This is a genomic window from Humitalea sp. 24SJ18S-53 (assembly GCF_050632385.1).
Lineage (GTDB): Bacteria > Pseudomonadota > Alphaproteobacteria > Acetobacterales > Acetobacteraceae > Humitalea.
In genome coordinates, this window is sequence record NZ_CP192599.1 from 5,795,196 (window position 1) to 5,813,158 (window position 17,963).

Genomic DNA, 17,963 nt, shown 5'->3' on the forward strand with positions numbered 1-17,963 from the left:
ATGAGCGCCACGACCCTGCTGCGCGGCCCGGCCCAGCCCGGCCACCGCCTGCTGCGCGCCTTCCTGCGCAATCCCTCCTTCATGCTGGGCCTGGCCATCCTGCTGACCGTCGTGGTCGTGGCGGTGATCTCCCCTTGGCTCTTCCCCGGCGACCCGCAGGACATGGCGGGCATGCCGACCCTCTGGCCGGGCGAGGACAGCGATTTCCCCCTCGGCACCGACAACCTGGGCCGCGATGTCGCCGCCGGCCTGGCGCATGGCGCGCGCGTGTCGCTGCTGGTGGGCTTTTCCGCCGCCAGCATCGGCCTGGCCATCGGCACCACCGTGGGCGCGGTCGCCGGCTATTGCGGCGGCTGGGTGGACAATGTGCTGGTGCGGCTGACCGAGTTGTTCCAGACCGTGCCGACCTTCCTGCTGGTCATCGTGATCGTCGCCATCGGCCAGCCCTCGGTGCGCATGATCGCGCTGGCCATCGGCCTCGCCTCCTGGCCCACCGTGGCGCGGCTGGTGCGGGCGCAGTTCCGGTCCCTGCGCGAATCCGATTTCGTCATGGCGGCGCGTTCGCTCGGCTATGGATCGCCCCGCATCATCCTGCGCGAGATCCTGCCGAATGCCATCGCGCCGATCATCGTCACCACATCGGTCATGGTCGCCAATGCCATCCTGACCGAGGCCGGGCTGTCCTTCCTCAACATGGGCGACCCCAACCTTGTCAGTTGGGGCAGCATGATCGGCGAGGGCCGCACCCTGCTGCGCACCCATTGGTTCCTGACCGCCCTGCCGGGCACCGCCATCGCGTTGACCGTGCTGTCGCTGAACCTGGTCGGCGACGGGCTGAACGATGTGCTGAACCCGCGATCGGGCCAAGCATGAGCCTGCTCGACGTCCAAAACCTCGCCATCGGATTTCCGCATGCGGTGGCGGTGCATGGCATCAGCTTCCACGTCGATCCCGGCGAAACCCTGGCGCTGGTCGGCGAAAGCGGCTGCGGCAAGTCGATCACCGCCTTCGGCATCATGCGGCTGCTGCCGCCCGCGGCGCGCATCCTGGGCGGGCGGGTGATGTTCGGCGGCACCGACCTGCTCACCGCCTCGCCCCGCCAGTTGCGCGACATACGCGGCAAGCGGATCTCCCTGATCTTGCAGGAGCCGATGACCTCGCTGAACCCCGTGCTGACCGTCGGCGCGCAGATCGCCGAGGTGCTGCGCCGGCACGAGGACATCTCCCGCGCCGGCGCCCGCGCGCGCACGCTGGAATTGCTGGACCTGGTCGGCATTCCCGAACCGCATCGCCGCGCCGGCGATTTCCCGCATAGTTTTTCCGGCGGCATGCGCCAGCGCGTGATGATCGCCATGGCCGTCGCCTGCCAGCCGCAACTGATCATCGCCGACGAACCGACGACGGCGCTGGACGTCACCATCCAGGCCCAGGTGCTCGACCTGCTGGACGGGTTGCGGCGGCAGTTCGGCATGGCCGTGCTGCTGATCACCCATGACCTGGGCGTCGTCGCGCAATGGGCCGACCGGGTGACGGTGATGTATGCCGGGCGCATCGCCGAACAGGCACCGGTGCGGCCCTTCTTCGCCGCCCCGCGCCACCCCTATGCCCGCGGGTTGCTCGGCGCCTCGGTCGGGGAAGCGGAGGGCGCGCATTACACCACCCGCCGCCTGGATGAGATCCCGGGCTCCATCGCCTCGGCGGCCGGCGAGCCGGGCTGCCCCTTCGCGCCGCGCTGCCCCGACGTGATCCCCGCCTGCCGCCAGGCGGCGCCGCCGTTGGTCTCGCTCGCCCCCGGCCATCAGGTCGCGTGCATCGTCGCGGAGGCGCGCAATGTCATCGTCGCGGAGGCATGCGATGTCCCTGCTATCGGTTGAAGGCCTGCGCACCCGCTACGTCACCCGTGGCCGCGCGACCAACGCCGTCGACGGCGTGTCGCTCACGGTCGCGGCCGGGGAAACCGTCGGGCTGGTCGGCGAAAGCGGCTGCGGCAAGTCCAGCCTGGGCAAGACCATCCTGCGCCTGGTCGATCCCGCCGAGGGCAGCATCCGCCTGGCCGGGCAGGAGATCGCGGGCCTGTCCCAGGCCGCCCTGCTGCCGGTGCGGCGGCGCATGCAGATGGTGTTCCAGGATCCTTTTGGTTCGCTGAACCCGCGCCAGACCATCGGCACCCTGCTGGACACGCCGCTGAAGGTGCATGGGCTTGGCGATCGCGCGGCGCGGCGGCGTCGCGTGCTGGACATCATCGCCCGCGTCGGCCTGCCGGCCGAGGCGCTGGAACGCTACCCGCATGAATTCTCCGGCGGTCAGCGCCAGCGCATCGGCATCGCCCGCGCGCTGGTGCTGCAACCGGAGCTGATCGTCTGCGACGAACCCGTGTCGGCGCTGGACCTGTCGATCCAGGCGCAGATCCTGAACCTGCTGGTCGATCTCAAGCGCGACCTGGGGCTGAGCTACCTGTTCATCTCCCACGACCTGTCGGTGGTGCGCTACTTCGCCGATCGCGTGCTGGTCATGTATCTGGGCCGCATCGTCGAAAGTGCCAGCCACGCGGCCTTGTGGAAAAGTCCCCGGCATCCCTATACGCGCGCCCTTCTGGCGGCGGTGCCGCAGGCCGACCCGACGCGCCCGCGTGGTCCGGTGGCGCTGCGCGGGGAACTCAGCGCCGAAAGCAGCGGCGGCTGCCGCTTCCGCACGCGCTGCCCCCTGGCCTTCGATCGCTGCGTGACCGAGGACCCGGCCCTGCGTCCGGACGGCACCGGTCATGCGGTGGCGTGCCACCTGGGGTGACGCGCAGTTGGGCGCAACGGACCTGTTGAGAGCCCGATGCGTTGGGCATCGGTCAGCGCATGGCGATCCATTTACAGCGCGTCCCGCGCCTCGATGGACTCCTGAATCCCAACAGATCTTGGACCATTTTCCGTTCGCGAAGGCTCACGTCAAAGGGACTGGTCTGTTGTTCTGCCTGACTTGAAAATGGTCTGAGGGCGCATGGATGTGGCCGGGGGGATCGCGCCTGGCTCGGTCGCCGTATCCTCGCCACCGGCCGGCATCGCGGCGCGATCCAACATCTTGAACCTGTTGGGACAAGGCGCAAGAAATTCAATGTAATAAAGGGGAGCGTCTTGGTGGAGCCAGGCTCCACCGAAAACACGGTTCACGAGGCATCATAAGCACCTCCAAAACTGAAAAAACTATCCTGTTGCGTCAGTAGCTTGTGTCGATATAGGCAGCATATCGATCCATCTTGCATCACCCTAGCCCATCGTCCATGTTGGGGCAGATATTGGGGCGAAAAATTCACCCCGGCGGTTCGATGGACCAAAGACGGGGCGTTGGGGCGATGGCGGGAAAACTGACCGAATTGACCGTGAAGGCGCTGATGGCCAAGGGGCGCCACACGCCCGGCCGGCACACCGACGAGAAGGGTTTGCACCTTCATATCCGGGCCGATGGCAATGCCGCCTGGGTGCTGCGCTACCGCCAGCACGGCAGGCAACGTGACCTGAACCTCCTGCCCTATGCCGACAAGACGCTAAAGGTGGCGCGAGACGCCGCCGACGCTGCCCGGGTCACGATCAAGGCCGGCAAGGACCCAATTCGCGAGAGGCAGCAGCAAGCCCGCGCCGCACTCGAAGCCGCCAGCGCCGATCGCACCTTCAGGGCGGCGTTGGAGTCCACACTCGAAGCCAAGGCCGGGGCCTGGAAGAACGAGAAGCACCGTTGGCAATGGCGCGCTACCCTCGAAACCCACGCCCTGCCGAAGATCGGCGAGCTGCCCGTTTCGGAAGTGACGACCGATGACGTGATGGCGGTGCTGCGCCCGATCTGGACCAGGACGCCCGAAACCGCCTCCCGCTTGCGTGGCCGCATCGAGACGGTTCTCGACCATGCCAAGGTGCGTGGCTGGCGCAGCGGTGAAAACCCTGCCCGCTGGCGCGGCCACCTGCGCGAAATGCTGGCGGATCCGTCCAAGATCGCCCCGGTCCAACGCCAGCCCGCCCTGCCGTGGGTGCTGATGCCCGCTTTCATGGCGGCGCTGCGGGCGCGAAAGGGTATGGCGGCGGTGGCGCTGCAATTCACCATCCTGACCGCCGCCCGCACCGGAGAAGTCCGCGGCGCCACGTGGGGCGAGATCGACACGGAGGCGCGTGTCTGGACCATCCAGGCCGCAAGAATGAAGGCGGGCGAAATGCATCGGGTGCCGCTGTCCCATGCCGCCATGACCGTGCTGGCGGCGCTTAGGCCCGAACAGTCGCGCCCAGGCGATCTGATCTTCCCCGGCGCGCGTGCTGCCACCAAGCCGCTGTCTGACATGGCGCTGGCGATGCTGGTGCGGGGCATGGCCACCGATGGGCTGGAGCAGGACGCCCCACCGCGCTGGCGCGACCTGACGGGCCGTGTGGTGGTCCCGCACGGCTTCCGATCGGCATTTCGGGATTGGGCGGGCGAGACACGCCACGAAGGACGAGAAGTCGCAGAGCGTGCCCTGGCTCACGCCGTCGGCGGGGTGGAGGGCGCATATGCGCGAAGCGACCTGTTGGAGAAGCGACGCCCGTTGATGCAGGCCTGGGGCGAATGGTGCGAGCGGGCGCCGGGTGGGGCCGCGGTGGTCCCCCTGGACACCAGCACCGCCAAGCAGGCGGTGGTCGGGGGGCGGGCCTGATGCCGGAGCGTCGCTTCATTGTCCTTGGCGCGGACGGCCGGCACATCACGCTTGGACGAGCCGGACCGCCAGAGGATGCCGAGGCTGCGGCGATAGTCTCAGCCCTTCACGCCGCAGGTGTCGAGGCCGCGTGGTTGGTCGAGATGACTGGCAACTACTGGGGGCGGGGGCGCGTGGGCCTGACGGCCCTACGACCGTTGATGTCGCGCGGCGACTGGCCTCAGGCGCTGGACGCGTTTGAGGCCCGCCGATGTTTCGTGAAGGAATGGGGCGTGCGGGTCGCTGCTGTCTGATCCCATGACGGGGGAAACCCGGGCGTCTCAACCGGAAGCCGCAGCCCACACGGTGGCAGGCGCTGCTTGGGAGCGTGGTTGCCGATCTGAAAACGTGCGAGGCAATCCAACATAGTCTGAACATGCCGCGGGCCGTGCGGTTGCGACGGCGAGAGAACTCCCACCCCCGATTCGCAGGCTGACGACGACGAAGATGGGCGAGTGCCGCATTGGTATATACTCGTCCTGGATGCTGTCCTGTCAGTATAGATTCTTCCATCAATGAGTATCAATGCGTCAGGCCGATAATTTTTTGTATATTAAAAGTATACATCACACATAAAAAACTGGACTTCAGAATTTTTCGCGGAGAATCAGGAGATCTTCTGTCATGGAGATGCATTGATGACCTCGAAAAAAACTGCGCGCACCATCGTGAATCATGCGGCTCAGCAGCGGACCAAACAATCAACGCTTCGCGTGGCCGGCCTGCCAAACTTCGACACCGCCCCTGTCTTCACCATCCGAGAGGTCAGCCATTACGGGCGCTGGTCCAACTCGACCACGCGGCGGCTTATCGAGGCTGGGGAACTCGATATCGTGCGCGTCGTAGGATCCGTGCGGGTGAAGGGCGACTCGCTGCGCGCCAAACTCGCGGGGTCGTCGTCGTGATCGGGTGCATGGCCTGCCGGCCGGCCGAAGTCTTCCTAGGTCTCGCCATCATTCGCCATCAGTAAAAACCCCGCACGCGCTGGTGACGCATGCGGGGCAGGTAACAACGCGAAAAACTGAGCATCGCGATTATAGCCTGACCGAGTGCCAATTTCTAGCGTGTCACAGCCCACGAAAGGGCACGACATGCAAGTCGACCACGAACCGATCCTCGTGACTTATAGCGCAGGCGAGACGGTGCGCCTTCCCGATGGCCGCCTGTGCAGCGGGCCGAACTGCGAAGGCGATGCCGCAAGGCTGCTGATCAGCTCCGGCGCCAATCCGACGACGCCCATCACCTTCCTGCGCGATGGCGTGCCAGCATTGCGTGGCAGCCTCCGGGCATTCGTTTCCCGCGCTTGGGGCGGTTCGACCGAAGACCCCGCCTTCCGCCGCTGGCGCCCGGCTCGGTTGCGGAATGGGGCGCGTGTCCAGGGCCTGGAACCGCAGGACGGTGCCGAAGGCTTCGGCGGCATCATCGCCCCGGAAGCTGGCGACAGCCTGTACGGCGGTGCCGCGTGACCGCTGCGTTGATCCCTGCGCAAAGTGACGGGCTCGCCCGCATCTGCGGCATGTTCGGCAACGCACATGATGGCCAACGGGTGAACGCTGCGGTGCACTCCCACAGGCGGGTGCGGGAAGCCGGACTGACCTGGCAAAATGCGATCGTCCCACCGCCGGATGTCGTTCAACAGCCCGCCGCGCCGCCAAAGCCGCAGCCGTCCTCAAGGCCGCTGACCGATGCGCCGCAAGGCGTCATGGCCGCTCGGGTGCTGGAACGGCATCGCGCCGCCCTGACCGCCTGGCAAGAGGGATGCCTCGAAGGCGTGATCGGCTGGTGCGTCCTGACTTCAGAGCAGCGCGTGTCCGATGATTGGCTATTTCCGCGGGTCGTGTTCATGGAGGGGCGGGCATGATCGCGCGGCCGAACATGCCAGCGGTTGCCGCGATGCTGGCCGACCGCATGCCGATGCTGGCGCACGACCTCTTCGGCAAACCCGATGACCGCGACGGTAATACTTGGCGCTATGGCCGCAAGGGTAGCCTCGCCGTAGTGGTGACCGGCCCGAAGCGGGGCGGTTGGTTCGACCATGAGGCCGGCGAAGGCGGCGACGCGCTGGCGCTGATCGGCAGGCAACGCGGCATGCGCCCGCGCGACGCCTGGGAGTGGGCTATGGCTTGGCTGGGTATCGGGCAGGCGACCGGCACCCCACGCCAGCCGCTACGCCCCGCACCTCTGCCGGAGCGGCAGGATGCGGCACCGACACGGCAACAGGCCGACAACTCCGGCAAGGTGAGGTTTGCGCGGGACCTGTGGCACGCCGCCAAGCCTGCCGCCGGGACCTTGGTCGAAACCTACCTCGCGTCGCGCGGGCTGGTGCTGGAACCCGATGCGCCGATCCGCTTCCTGGCCGCCTGCCCACGCGGGCGCGGTGCTGATCTGGAACGTTTGCCGGCCATGGTCGCGTTGATGACCTGCCCGACGACAGGCCAGCCGCGCGGCATCCATCGCACTTTTCTCGCGCCGGATGGCAACGGCAAGGCGCCGGGTCAGGCCAAGATGATGCTGGGTCATGCTGGCGTCATCCGGCTTGTTCCCAACTGCGACCTGACCGACCGCCTCGGGTTGGCCGAGGGGATCGAAGATGCCCTGGCGGTGATGCAGCGGGGTGGCTGGCGACCGGTATGGGCTGCGACTTCTGCCGGCGCGATTACGTGCTTCCCGGTGCTGCGCGGCATCAACGCCCTGGCCGTGTTTGCCGACGCCGACAAGGCGGGACTGAAAGCCGCCCGAACTTGTTGCCGCCGATGGGCCGGGGCAGGGCGCAAGGCCGAGCTCTTCATACCTCCAAACGGTGATTGGGACGACGCGCTGCGGCGCGCGGGGAAGGCAGCATGACCGACAACATCGATGACGCGGAACGGGCCTTCCGCGAAGCGGGGGCGCGTATTGAATGGTTCGGGCCGAGCCTATCGCGCGGCGATAGCGGCGGCCAGCCGGAACCGCCGGAACACTCCGACGATGCGCTGGCCCTGGCCTTCTCGGACCGTTATCTGGGCCACTGGCTGTTCTGCGCGGAATGGGGCGCCTGGCTGGCCTGGGATGGCAGCCGGTGGGCCTTCGACAAGACGCGCAACGTGGACGACCTCGCCCGCGTCATCTGCCGCGAGGCCGCGGCGAAGGCGGCCCATACGACGCACGGTGGGCAGGAACATGCCCTGGCCCGTATCGCCAGCCGCCAGAAGGTTGCGGCGGTGGTCATGCTGGCCAGCGCCGACCGGCGCCACGCCCGCAAGGCCGATGACTTCGACGCCGACCCCTGGGTGTTGAACACGCCCGATGGTGTTGTGGACCTCAAGACAGGCGAGCGGCGGCCGCATGCTGGCGGCGACCTGTTCACCAAGGTCACGGCCGTCGCACCCGGCGGCGATTGTCCCCGCTGGCTGCGGTTCCTGGCTGAAATCCTGCGCGATGATGCTGAGGCGCTGGCCTACGTCCAACGCTGGGCCGGCTATGCCCTGACAGGCAGCACGCGCGAACATGCCTTCATGTTCCTCTATGGGCCGGGAGGGAATGGCAAAAGCGTGCTGCTGAACACGCTGGCGCATGTCATGGGCGACTACGCCACCAGCGCCGACATGGATCTGTTCACGGTTAACAGCGGCAACAGCCATCCGACTGGCCTTGCCGACTTGCGCGGCGCCCGGCTGGTGCTGGCGCAGGAAACCGAGCAGGGCCGCGCGCTGGCCGAGGCCAAGATCAAGGGGATGACCGGCGGCGATCGGCAAAAGGCGCGGTTCATGCGGCAGGACTTTTTCGAGTTTCTGCCGGTGTTCAAACTGGTGATGGCTGGCAACCACCGGCCGGTGATCCGAAACCCGGACGACGCCATGCGGCGGCGCCTGCATCTGTTGCCACTGACCTACAAGCCGGAGGCACCCGACCGCGATCTGGCCGAGGCGCTGCGCGATGAAGCGCCCGGTATCCTGGCCTGGGCCATCGCGGGCTGTCTGGCCTGGCAGCGCGATCGGCTGGGCGACTGCGCGGTGATGAGGGCCGCGACAGGCGAGTATTTCGCGGAGCAGGACCTAGTCGCGCAATGGCTGACCGAACGCTGCGAACCATCGCGCGGCGAAGTCCCATCAACGGCGTTATTTCGGGATTGGCAGGTATACGCGAAGGATCGGGGCGAGGAAGCCGGGACGCAAAAGGCATTCTCTGCCGCGCTGGAACGGTACCACGCCAAGAGGCGGACGAATGGCGGCATGGTGTTCATCGGGCTGCGTCTGAGGTCGTCAGACACGGGGGTCTGTCATGGTCCGTGACCGACCGCGTGTAGGATTGTGCAGGGTTTCCCGAAGGTTTTTATGTGTGCGCACGCCCGCGTATAAAGAGAACTCCGGGAAACCCTGCACAACCCTACACGGATCGTCCGTGAATGGCGGTTGTCTGTCATTTTTGTCCGCGCTGGTCGTTGCTTCGAGGGCTGCGCTACGACCGCGAAAAACACTCGCGCGCGGGCGGGCGCCCCCGATCTTGAGGTGACGGCTGTCAGGGTGCTCCCCGGCTTGCGGTGGATGCCTATTCGCGTTGGTGCTGATCCGGGTTGGACCGCAACCGTAACACTGACGGTGTCCCGCCTGCGGAGCGGGGCCTTGGACATTCGCCCCCTCACGGCAGCCGATGCTGTGCTGGAGGTTGCCATGCCGGCCGGGTTGGTGCGGCGGATTGCCGCGATGGCGGCAGAGGCCGTGACGGCAGACACAGAAGCCGAGTCGCGGCTGACAAAGTGGTCTGGGCAGCGTGCCGCGTCGGATCATTCAGAATGCCTGCGATCTATCAAATCGCGGCGGCGCTGAAAGTATTTCCCAAATACGCCGATCGCTCCATGTGGCGCATCATTCTTATGTCGATGCTGGGCGTCCCGCTCCTCAAACCGCGGCCCGTATCCACGAAACTTTGCTGCGCGCGAAAACCCGCCTCGGTCCAGCCGTTTCCAACGGATTGGAAGGTGAAACGGTAGTCCTGCCAGGGCGGGTGCCAGCGCGAACTCTCGCAACGCGGACTGCATGCTGCTTCGCGCCACTTTTCAGGATAGTGACCGTATGGAAACTTGCGCAACACGGTGCCATCCGCCTGCTGATATAGTGAGGTCGGGTGAAGGTATGCTGCCCTGCTCAGGATTTCGTCCGATCCAGACGGTGACCGTGCCGAGTGTCGTCCGATCGCGCGGAAGCCCGCCAGCCCGTTCATGTCCACGCCTGTCTCGCCTTTCCCAGCGCCTCCCAAAGTCCCCCCGGTCCCAATAGCGCAGCCATGATGCGCGCACGCACGGCCTCCGAATTCAGCGCTTGTTTGCTCATGATCTGATGCGCGCCCATCGACTCAATGATGGCGTTCATCAACTCAACATCCAGACTGGGAGAGTTCATGAACTGCTCCTTGGTGTTGGCCGCGGCCTGCGCCTGCAACTCAGCGTTCTCCATCAGCTTGGCCCTCACCCCCTCGAAAAATGCGACCCGGTCGCCGTCCGTCAGTTCCCCCTCGAACAGGTCGTTCAGCGCCGCGATGATCTCGTCCAACCGCTGCTTGTGCTTCTCCTGCACCTGGCCACCACCGACCTCTTTCACAGGCGTCAGGCCGGGCGTGTCGCCCGTGCCGCCCAGGTTCAATTTCTGCTGCCCCAGGTCGCGCATCCGATGGTGCGTCAGTTTCAGCGCCGACAGGTCGACGCCCTCGCGTTCGCGCCCGTAGTCCAGCAGCGGCAGCAGCATCTTGCCGAACAGGTAGAGCTTTTCGAAGTCCGTGTTCCCGTAATCGAACATCTGCCCGAGGAACTCATAGACGCGGATGTAGCTGCCCAGGTCTCTCTTGAAGAGGATCAGGGCCGCCATCTCGTCCTTGGCGGCCTGCTGCGCCTTGGTGCCATCGGTACCGCCCTGGAAGGCCTGGTGGGCCTGCTTGTAGCGGGTCAGGAGTCGGTGGCTCACCGGCACGATCGCGGCGTCCAGATCGCCTTGCGTGGCCTTGGGGTTGATGGCCACCTTGGCCACCCGCTCAACCTCGAAGGTGTCGTAGCCGCCGAACGCGTCCAGCTTGTTCCGCAGGTCCAGCACCACGTTGGGGTCGCTGATATCCGCCAGCGCCGCCGTCTTGTGATACGCCTGGAACGCCTCCAGCATCTTGTCCGGCTCGTTCACGAAGTCCACGACGTAGGTCGTGTCCTTGCCCGGCGCAGCCCGGTTCAGCCGCGACAGCGTCTGCACCGCCTGGACGCCACCAAGCTTTCGGTCGACGTACATGGCGCAGAGCAACGGCTGGTCGAAGCCCGTCTGGAACTTGTTGGCCACCAGCAGGATGACAAACTCCGGGGTGTTGAACGCCTCGCGAATGTCGCGGCCCTTCAGGCCGGGGTTCATGTTGGTTTCGGTGAACTCGTCCGGCCCCGTCTCCGGGTCCGTCACCTCGCCCGAAAAGGCCACCAGCAGCCCGATCCCATAGCCGCGGCGGGCGATGTAGCCCTGCATCGCCTTCATCCAGCGCACCGCCTCCTTGCGGCTGGCGGTGACCACCATAGCCTTGGCCTTGCCGCCCAGCAGGTGGGCCACGTTCTGGCGGAAGTGTTCGACCACGATCTCGACGCGGGCGGCGATGTTGTGTGGGTGCAGCCGCACCCATCCCATGATGCCTCTCTTGGCCTCGCTGGCATCGACCTCCTTCTCGGTGAAATCCTTGCCGCCGTGGGTCAGGCGAAACGCCATCTTGTACGCCGTGTAGTTCTTCAGCACGTCGAGGATGAACTTCTCCTCGATGGCCTGGCGCATGGAATACGTATGAAAGGCGGCCGGCAGGTTGTCCTTGCTGGCCGGCATGTCGGGGTTGGGGCGACGGCCGAAGATTTCCAGCGTCTTAGCCTTGGGGGTCGCGGTGAAGGCCACGTAGGTGATGCCGGTATCCTGATCCGCCCGCGCCGCCATCTGCGCCGCCAGCAGGTCGTCCAGCCCGACCTCACCACCATCCTCCAGCGCCGCCTGTTCCTCGGCCGTCAGCACCAGCTTGAGTTCGGCGGCGGCCTTTCCGGTTTGGGAGGAATGGGCTTCGTCGGCGACCACGGCAAATCGCTTGCCCTTGCTGGCCGACAGGCGCTGCACCTCCTTCATGGCGAAGGGGAAGGTCTGGATCGTGCAGACGACGATCTTCTTGCCTGCCGACAGCGCCGCCGCCAGCTGGGCGCTTTTGGCCGCCCCCTCGCCTGTCACGACCTCCACCACGCCTGGCGTCCGTTCGAAGCTCTCGATGGCCTCGCGCAACTGCTTGTCCAGCACCGTGCGGTCGGACACCACGACGACCGTGTCGAACAGCTTCTTGTGCGCGGCGTCGTGCAGATCGGCCAGGAAGTGGGCCGTCCAGGCGATGGAATTGGTCTTGCCCGAACCGGCGGAGTGCTCGATCAGATACTTGCCGCCCGGCCCATCGATCAGCACCTGCGCGACCAGTGCGCGGGTGGCGTCCAGTTGATGGAATCGGGGGAAGATCCAGCGCCGGAGCTTTTTCTTGTCGTCCTTCACCGGGACCACGTAGCGGCCGAGGATTTCCAACCAGCTGTCGCGCTGCCAGATCGCCTCCCACAGATAGGCGGTCTGTGCGCCGTTCGGGTTGGGCGGGTTGCCGGCCCCGAAGTCGACACCGCGGTTGAAGGGCAGGAAGGTGGTGTCCACCCCGGCCAGCAACGTGGTCATGGCGACCTCGCTGTTGCTGACGGCGAAGTGGACCATCGCGCCGCCCGGAAAGGCCAGCAGCGGTTCCGGCTGGTTGCCGGCAGGAGTCCTGGGCAAGCGGTCGTACTTGTACTGGTCGATCGCGTTCTGAAGCCCCTGCGTGTAGTCCGACTTCAACTCGGCCGTAGCCACGGGGATGCCGTTGAGGAACAGCACGATGTCGAGGCTGTTCTCGCTGTGGACCGAGTATCGTAGCTGCCGGACCACCCGCAGCCGATTGGCGTCGTATCGGGCTTGCAGGTCGCCGTTCATGCCCAACGCGGGTCGGAACTGGCAAAGGACTATGCGCTTCGACAGCCCGACTACGTCCAGGCCGCCGCGTAGCACCTCCAGCAGCCCCTGCTTGTCCAAGGCGACGCGCAGGCGGTCGGCCAGAACCGTGCCGGCGGTGGGGCCGTGGGTTTTCGTCAGGCTGGCCCAGGCATCGGGTTGGGTGGCCTGCACCCAGGCGATCAGGTCCTCGGGGAAGAGCGCGCGGGCGCGGTCGTGGCGGGCGGCGCCGGTGGGGTCGTAAAGCCAGCCATGCGTGGCGAGGTGGGCACAGAGGCCGTCCTCGAAGGCGATCTCCTTGTGGACGCTCACGCAGAACGCGTCCGGATACCCATCGTCGCGAACGCCGCTGTCACCTCGGGCTTCATTGTGAACAGGCTTCCGTCATCGACGAAGTCGGCCAGGATGCCCGAGAAGAAGTCGGCATTGCGCTTCTCGGCCCAGGGTGCAGGCCACAGGTAGACGCCTCGCTTCGCGCACATTGTGCCAAAATGCATGTGCCAGGCCTGTCCATCCCAACCCAGCGCCGCCGACAGTTTGGCCGAGGTCGAGCCAGGGTGGTCAAGCAGGACCTGAATGAGCCTGGCTTCGGTTTCCGTCATCCGAACAGCCTTGAACGCCTCGTCGACCCGCTGGGCGACGGTCAGGCCACCAAGCCGCACAACTAACGTTTGGTGTTCGACTTCGGTCAAACGCGCCATAGCGTCCAAGACTTGGTTGGCTGACGCCTTCTGCGCCGTCGTCCCCATGTCACGCAAACGTTCCGCGTTAGTTCGAAGGCGGGCGCGCTCCTCGGGGGACATGTCGGGAAGGTGTCGGAGCGTGGGTTCGATATTCATGCGGCCTCCAGTGCTTTCGGGCTGAGGCCGCGCACGTCGATCTTGCCAGTCACGGCGGCGGAGATCAGGGCGGCGCGACGTTCGCGAAGGAAGGCAATGGCGCGATGGGCTTCGGTTGTAAGGGCGTCGAAGCGCGCCGCTTGGGCGTCGATAGCCGCAAGAACTCTGACCTGTTCGGTCAGCGGCGGCACAGCGATGACGATTTGCTTGAACTCGTCCCAATAGAGACGAAGGCGGAAATCGGTAACGCCCTTCGAATAGCGGCGCATTTCCTCGATTGCTTGTGGGGTTCGCAGAACGAATTCAACGAATGCCGTTCGCAGGTCACCTCTCGGCCGCGCCACGACATAGGCCGGGCTGACCATGCCGACAACGGCGACCGTCCCGAAGCCGCCCTGCCAAGCACGCATCATGTTGTAGACGAGGTCACCTACCGCGACCTTCTTGTACTTCGTTCGATCTTCGCTGCGCGTGACCTTCCGATCCATCTCAACATCGGCAAGCTCGCGGTCTGAAACACCATTATGGATGGAGACGCTGAGGACAGGAAGATCGTGCTCTCCTTCCTCAATGACTTCTCGAAACAGCGCGCCAAGGCGCTGCACCTTCCAATGCGCTGGCACCTGCCCTAGCCATGCCACCCCGGAATCCTTCATCGGGGTGTTGGGGTCCAAGCCCTTGGTAACCGCCTGGGAGATGACGGCCTGCCGCTTCTCCCTGAGCAGCGCGATCAACCGCTCCTGCTCGGCCACCAGCGCGTCGATCTTGCCGGTTTCACGATCGAGGAAGGCTATCAGCGCGCGTTGCTCCTCGGCAGGCGGAACTGTCACGGGCAGGTTGGCGACATCGTCGAGGCTGAGTTGGATTTTCGTTCCCCCGTAGCATTGGGCGTCCAGGTAGGCCTTTCCCGCTGCGGATAGTGTAGCGTAGCCAACCCACCGCGGCAGCAGGAGGTCGCCGCGCAGCCGGGCGAGCGCGACATGCTGGCTGACATAGGCGCATTCGAGGTTGTTGGGCACGACTGCCACGGAGCCCATGAAGGCTGTGATCGAGAATAGAACATCCCCGGGCTGGACGCGCGTCCGCTCGCCTTCCGCGCCAGCGGGCACCTCGACACGCTGTATGTCCGCAAGATCAAGTTCGAGGCCGTCGCGTGGGAGGTTTCCGATACGGAGGAACAGCGCGCCTTCGTCCGCGTAGTGATCCGCCCATCCGCGTGAGCCGCTTGTGAGGAAGTGGAGGTCCCGCTTGAGCGCGATTACCTTCCAACCGAGTGGGATCGCGCCGAACCATTCCACCCCACTTTCCCGGTACGCCGGATAAACCGGGAACGTCATTCCTCGCTTCCTCCGCGCGCCGCCGGCTTGCGGCGCTTCGGCAGCTTCTTCGCCGCATCCTCCAACCGCCGCAGCGCATCCGCCTCGCCTTCCGCCTCCAGCGCGGCGCGGCGGTGGGCGGCAAACACCTCGTATTCCGCCGCGGCCTTGCGGTCGGCTGCCTCCCGAGTCACCCGGCCGGCATTGGGCAGCACGTCGCGGTCGTTGAAGCGCAGAAAATCATCCAGCCGGGCCTTCCAGTCGTTCAAGAAGATCTGCTTGCGGCGCCGCGCCTGGTCTTCGGCAAAGTCCAGGAACATCACCACGATTCGGTTCAGTTCGCCGATCTCCGCTGCGTTCAGGTAGTTCTTGGCCACCGTGATATCCGCCTTCCGCACCCGCTCCCCCGGCTGCGTCGTCAGGCCCATATTCGGCTTACTGGCATCGGCACGGCTGGCGATCAGTTCAGGCGCCGTCATGCCCGTGGCCGCAAAATGCAGCTTGTTCTGCACCACCTGAAACATCGCCTGGGTTTCCGCCGCTCCCGGCACGTAATCGGCGGCCAGGGCGAAGATCTCCCGCACCCGCAGATACACCCGCCGCTCACTGGCACGGATGTCGCGGATGCGTTCAAGCAATTCATCGAAGTAATCCGGCACCCCCACCCCGGGCGGGTTGCGCAGGCGCTCATCATCCAGGACGAAGCCCTTGCGGAGGTATTCCTCCAGCCGCGCGGTCGCCCATTGCCGGAATTCGGTACCGCGCGCGCTGCGCACCCTGAAGCCGACGGCGAGGATGGCGGGCAGGCTGTAGTGCTGGATGGGGCGGGAGACTTGCCGCTGGCCCTCGGCGCGAACTATTAAGTGGGACTTAATAGTTGCCTCCGGGGTCAGTTCGCGATCGGCGTATATGGCGCGCAGATGGATGTTGATGTTGGGCACACTGGTCTGAAACAGCTCCGCCATCTGCACCTGCGTCAGCCATAGGGTTTCGTCGGCGAAGCGGCATTCCAGCCGGGTGCTTCCATCCTCGGTCTGGTAGAGAAGAAGGCTTGAGGGCGGCAGGCCATCGCTCACGCGGCCAGCCCCCCGATCATCGTCAGGATGCGGTCGGTCACCTGCTTCAACTCGGCATCGATGACCGCCAGCGGCCGGGGTGGTTCGAACACGTAGAAGTGCCGGTTGAAGGGAATCTCGTAGCCTGTCTTTGTCTTCTCGTCGTCGATCCAGGCATCCGGTGCATGCGGCAGCACTTCGCGCTTGAAGTAGACTTCGACCTCTTCGCTCAGCGGCACGTTCTCCGTGTCCCGCAGCGCGCTGTCAGGTTGTGGCTTGCCCTTGGCCTTGCCCTTCTGGCCCAGGACGACCCGGCCCTTATCGTCCCGCAGGGGGCGTTCCACCGTGATGGTGCGATACCCAAAATCCTCGGTGCGGAAGATGCGGGACAGCGGCGCCAGCTTCAACTGGCCGCCCTGCGGCGCGGGCGGCGGCGTCTTGCCCTCCGGCACCGCCACCGTGCTGGTCTTGCCATCGGCCGTGGTGATGGTCGCCAGCCACGCCTCGACGTTGTCGCCGAACAGCCGGGTCACGGTAGCGATGTCCTCCTCGCTCATCTCCCGACGCTTGCTGCCCAGGCTTTTGCGCATCTTCTGCCAAAGGGCGGAGGCGTCGATCAGCTGCACCCGGCCCTTCCGCGCCGCCGGCTTGCGGTTGGACAGCACCCAGACATAGGTCGCGATGCCGGTGTTGAAGAACATGTCAGTCGGCATGGCGATGATCGCCTCGACCAGATCGTTCTCAAGGACATAGCGGCGGATCTCGCTCTCGCCCGACCCGGCGCCGCCGGTGAACAGCGGCGATCCGTTCAGCACGATGCCGACCCGGCTACCGCCGTCCTGGGCCGGCCGCATCTTGGACAGCAGGTGCAACAGGAACAGCAGCGACCCGTCGGAGATCCGCGGCAGGCCCGGCCCGAAGCGCCCGGCAAAGCCCATCTGATCGGCCTCCTTGCGGACCTCCTTTTCGACCTTCTTCCATTCCACACCAAAAGGCGGGTTTGACAGCATGTAGTCGAATTTTTGGGCGCCATGCCCGTCGTCCGAAAGGGTGTTGCCCGGCACGATGTTGCGGACGTCCTGCCCCTTGATCAGCATGTCCGCCTTGCAGATGGCGTAGCTTTCGTCGTTCAACTCCTGCCCGAACATGGTCAGGCGGGCGTTCGGGTTGTGCGCCAACAGATGCTCCCCGGCGACCGAGAGCATGCCGCCCGTGCCGGCCGTGGGGTCGTAGATGGTGCGAACGGCCGATGTGCCGGGCGTCAGGATGTCGCTGTCCTCGATGAACAGCAGGTTGACCATCAGCTTGATGACGTCGCGCGGGGTGAAATGCTCGCCGGCGGTCTCGTTGGAGATTTCCGCGAACTTGCGGATCAGCTCCTCGAAGGCCAGCCCCATGTCATGGTTGTTCACCGTGTCGGGGTGCAGCGGGAAGCCGACGAACTTCTCCGTCACCTGATAGAGCAGCCCGACCTTTTGCAGCCGGTCGGCCTGTTCGGTGAAGCGGAACCTTTCGAACACGTCCCGCACGGCCGGGGAGAAGCCCTGGATGTAGGCGGCCAGGTTGGTCGCCAAGTGGTCCTGGTCCCCCATCAGCGTCTTGAGGTCGAGCGGGGAGGTGTTGGCGAAGGCCAGGCCGGTCAGGCGTTGGATGAAGGGATCGGGGTTGAGGCCCATCGTCTCCCTGGTCGCCTTCTCGGCCAGCACGGCGGCCTTGGTGGGGGCCAGCACGCAGTCCAGGCGGCGCAGCACGGTGAAGGGCAGGATGACCTTGCCGTATTCGGAGGGCTTGTAGTCACCACGCAGCAGGTCGGCGACGGACCAGATGAGGGCGGAAAGGGACAGGGACTGGCTCATGGGCGGGCGTTCGGTTCCTGGGGCAGTCGTGTTGGCGGGGCGGCGCAGACTGAACGAGACCGCACGGATGTGGAACGGTCAGCGGGAATGCGTTGGCACGCAAGCTGCAACCAAAAGAAAAGGGACCATTGGTTCAACTCTGACTATGCCGCCTATTGCACGGGCATCCATCGATTTATCTAAGATGTGGAACGGCCAGCC

At 65.6% G+C, this 17,963-nt stretch carries 16 protein-coding genes; 10 read left to right on the plus strand and 6 right to left on the minus strand.

Features of this window, described 5'->3' with window-relative positions:
- From ACQW02_RS27765 to ACQW02_RS27810, 10 genes are all read left to right on the plus strand, one after another.
- Entirely contained in the window at positions 1-873 is an 873-nt protein-coding gene (locus tag ACQW02_RS27765) for an ABC transporter permease (RefSeq protein ID WP_431283152.1), read from the plus strand.
- The gene (locus ACQW02_RS27770; protein ID WP_431283153.1) at positions 870-1,874 is read left to right on the plus strand and encodes an ABC transporter ATP-binding protein; all 1,005 of its coding nucleotides are present in this window, start codon (positions 870-872) and stop codon (positions 1,872-1,874) included. The genes ACQW02_RS27765 and ACQW02_RS27770 overlap by 4 nt, the downstream gene beginning before the upstream one ends.
- On the plus strand, positions 1,855-2,787 hold the full coding sequence (locus tag ACQW02_RS27775) for an ABC transporter ATP-binding protein (RefSeq protein ID WP_431283154.1): 933 nt from the start codon (positions 1,855-1,857) through the stop codon (positions 2,785-2,787). The genes ACQW02_RS27770 and ACQW02_RS27775 overlap by 20 nt, the downstream gene beginning before the upstream one ends.
- A gap of 553 nt (positions 2,788-3,340) precedes the next feature.
- Positions 3,341-4,663, plus strand: coding sequence for a tyrosine-type recombinase/integrase (locus ACQW02_RS27780; protein ID WP_431283155.1), 1,323 nt, complete (start codon positions 3,341-3,343; stop codon positions 4,661-4,663).
- The gene (locus tag ACQW02_RS27785) at positions 4,663-4,956 is read left to right on the plus strand and encodes a hypothetical protein (RefSeq protein ID WP_431283156.1); all 294 of its coding nucleotides are present in this window, start codon (positions 4,663-4,665) and stop codon (positions 4,954-4,956) included. The genes ACQW02_RS27780 and ACQW02_RS27785 overlap by 1 nt, the downstream gene beginning before the upstream one ends.
- 384 nt (positions 4,957-5,340) lie before the next feature.
- Positions 5,341-5,607, plus strand: coding sequence for a hypothetical protein (locus ACQW02_RS27790; RefSeq protein ID WP_431283157.1), 267 nt, complete (start codon positions 5,341-5,343; stop codon positions 5,605-5,607).
- Positions 5,608-5,793: 186 nt separating this feature from the next.
- Positions 5,794-6,168: a hypothetical protein gene (locus ACQW02_RS27795; protein WP_431283158.1), complete on the plus strand. Its 375-nt coding sequence runs from the start codon at positions 5,794-5,796 to the stop codon at positions 6,166-6,168.
- Positions 6,165-6,563 (plus strand): hypothetical protein, encoded by a 399-nt coding sequence (locus tag ACQW02_RS27800; protein WP_431283159.1) that lies wholly within the window; start codon positions 6,165-6,167, stop codon positions 6,561-6,563. Before ACQW02_RS27795 ends, ACQW02_RS27800 begins: the two co-directional genes overlap by 4 nt.
- Positions 6,560-7,546 carry a DUF7146 domain-containing protein gene (locus tag ACQW02_RS27805; RefSeq protein ID WP_431283160.1) on the plus strand — a complete coding sequence of 329 codons (987 nt, stop codon included), beginning with the start codon at positions 6,560-6,562 and terminating at the stop codon, positions 7,544-7,546. Before ACQW02_RS27800 ends, ACQW02_RS27805 begins: the two co-directional genes overlap by 4 nt.
- Positions 7,543-8,973: a phage/plasmid primase, P4 family gene (locus ACQW02_RS27810; RefSeq protein WP_431283161.1), complete on the plus strand. Its 1,431-nt coding sequence runs from the start codon at positions 7,543-7,545 to the stop codon at positions 8,971-8,973. Before ACQW02_RS27805 ends, ACQW02_RS27810 begins: the two co-directional genes overlap by 4 nt.
- 514 nt (positions 8,974-9,487) lie before the next feature.
- On the opposite strand, the gene ACQW02_RS27815 is transcribed toward ACQW02_RS27810, so the two are convergent.
- Genes ACQW02_RS27815 through ACQW02_RS27840 form a run of 6 tightly spaced genes read right to left on the minus strand, consistent with a single transcriptional unit; the run spans position 9,488 to position 17,762 of the window.
- Complete coding sequence (locus ACQW02_RS27815; RefSeq protein WP_431283162.1) at positions 9,488-9,901, minus strand: hypothetical protein; 414 nt, start codon at positions 9,899-9,901, stop codon at positions 9,488-9,490.
- Positions 9,898-13,008 carry a type I restriction endonuclease subunit R gene (locus ACQW02_RS27820; RefSeq protein WP_431283163.1) on the minus strand — a complete coding sequence of 1,037 codons (3,111 nt, stop codon included), beginning with the start codon at positions 13,006-13,008 and terminating at the stop codon, positions 9,898-9,900. Before ACQW02_RS27820 ends, ACQW02_RS27815 begins: the two co-directional genes overlap by 4 nt.
- Positions 13,005-13,535, minus strand: a complete 531-nt coding sequence (locus tag ACQW02_RS27825; RefSeq protein WP_431283164.1) for a hypothetical protein — start codon at positions 13,533-13,535, stop codon at positions 13,005-13,007. The genes ACQW02_RS27820 and ACQW02_RS27825 overlap by 4 nt, the downstream gene beginning before the upstream one ends.
- Positions 13,532-14,872, minus strand: a complete 1,341-nt coding sequence (locus ACQW02_RS27830) for a restriction endonuclease subunit S (protein WP_431283165.1) — start codon at positions 14,870-14,872, stop codon at positions 13,532-13,534. Before ACQW02_RS27830 ends, ACQW02_RS27825 begins: the two co-directional genes overlap by 4 nt.
- Positions 14,869-15,927 (minus strand): virulence RhuM family protein, encoded by a 1,059-nt coding sequence (locus ACQW02_RS27835; protein ID WP_431283166.1) that lies wholly within the window; start codon positions 15,925-15,927, stop codon positions 14,869-14,871. Before ACQW02_RS27835 ends, ACQW02_RS27830 begins: the two co-directional genes overlap by 4 nt.
- Complete coding sequence (locus ACQW02_RS27840; protein WP_431283167.1) at positions 15,924-17,762, minus strand: type I restriction-modification system subunit M; 1,839 nt, start codon at positions 17,760-17,762, stop codon at positions 15,924-15,926. The genes ACQW02_RS27835 and ACQW02_RS27840 overlap by 4 nt, the downstream gene beginning before the upstream one ends.
- Between the last annotated feature and the right edge of the window lie 201 nt (positions 17,763-17,963).

Coding starts and splice junctions, on each gene's coding strand:
- ACQW02_RS27810 (WP_431283161.1), top strand. CDS start 7,543: ATGACCGACAACATCGATGACGCGGAACGGGCCTTCCGCGAAGCGGGG.
- ACQW02_RS27795 (WP_431283158.1), top strand. CDS start 5,794: ATGCAAGTCGACCACGAACCGATCCTCGTGACTTATAGCGCAGGCGAG.
- ACQW02_RS27770 (WP_431283153.1), top strand. CDS start 870: ATGAGCCTGCTCGACGTCCAAAACCTCGCCATCGGATTTCCGCATGCG.
- ACQW02_RS27830 (WP_431283165.1), bottom strand. CDS start 14,872: ATGACGTTCCCGGTTTATCCGGCGTACCGGGAAAGTGGGGTGGAATGG.
- ACQW02_RS27840 (WP_431283167.1), bottom strand. CDS start 17,762: ATGAGCCAGTCCCTGTCCCTTTCCGCCCTCATCTGGTCCGTCGCCGAC.
- ACQW02_RS27790 (WP_431283157.1), top strand. CDS start 5,341: ATGACCTCGAAAAAAACTGCGCGCACCATCGTGAATCATGCGGCTCAG.
- ACQW02_RS27775 (WP_431283154.1), top strand. CDS start 1,855: ATGTCCCTGCTATCGGTTGAAGGCCTGCGCACCCGCTACGTCACCCGT.
- ACQW02_RS27815 (WP_431283162.1), bottom strand. CDS start 9,901: ATGAACGGGCTGGCGGGCTTCCGCGCGATCGGACGACACTCGGCACGG.
- ACQW02_RS27825 (WP_431283164.1), bottom strand. CDS start 13,535: ATGAATATCGAACCCACGCTCCGACACCTTCCCGACATGTCCCCCGAG.
- ACQW02_RS27785 (WP_431283156.1), top strand. CDS start 4,663: ATGCCGGAGCGTCGCTTCATTGTCCTTGGCGCGGACGGCCGGCACATC.
- ACQW02_RS27805 (WP_431283160.1), top strand. CDS start 6,560: ATGATCGCGCGGCCGAACATGCCAGCGGTTGCCGCGATGCTGGCCGAC.
- ACQW02_RS27765 (WP_431283152.1), top strand. CDS start 1: ATGAGCGCCACGACCCTGCTGCGCGGCCCGGCCCAGCCCGGCCACCGC.
- ACQW02_RS27780 (WP_431283155.1), top strand. CDS start 3,341: ATGGCGGGAAAACTGACCGAATTGACCGTGAAGGCGCTGATGGCCAAG.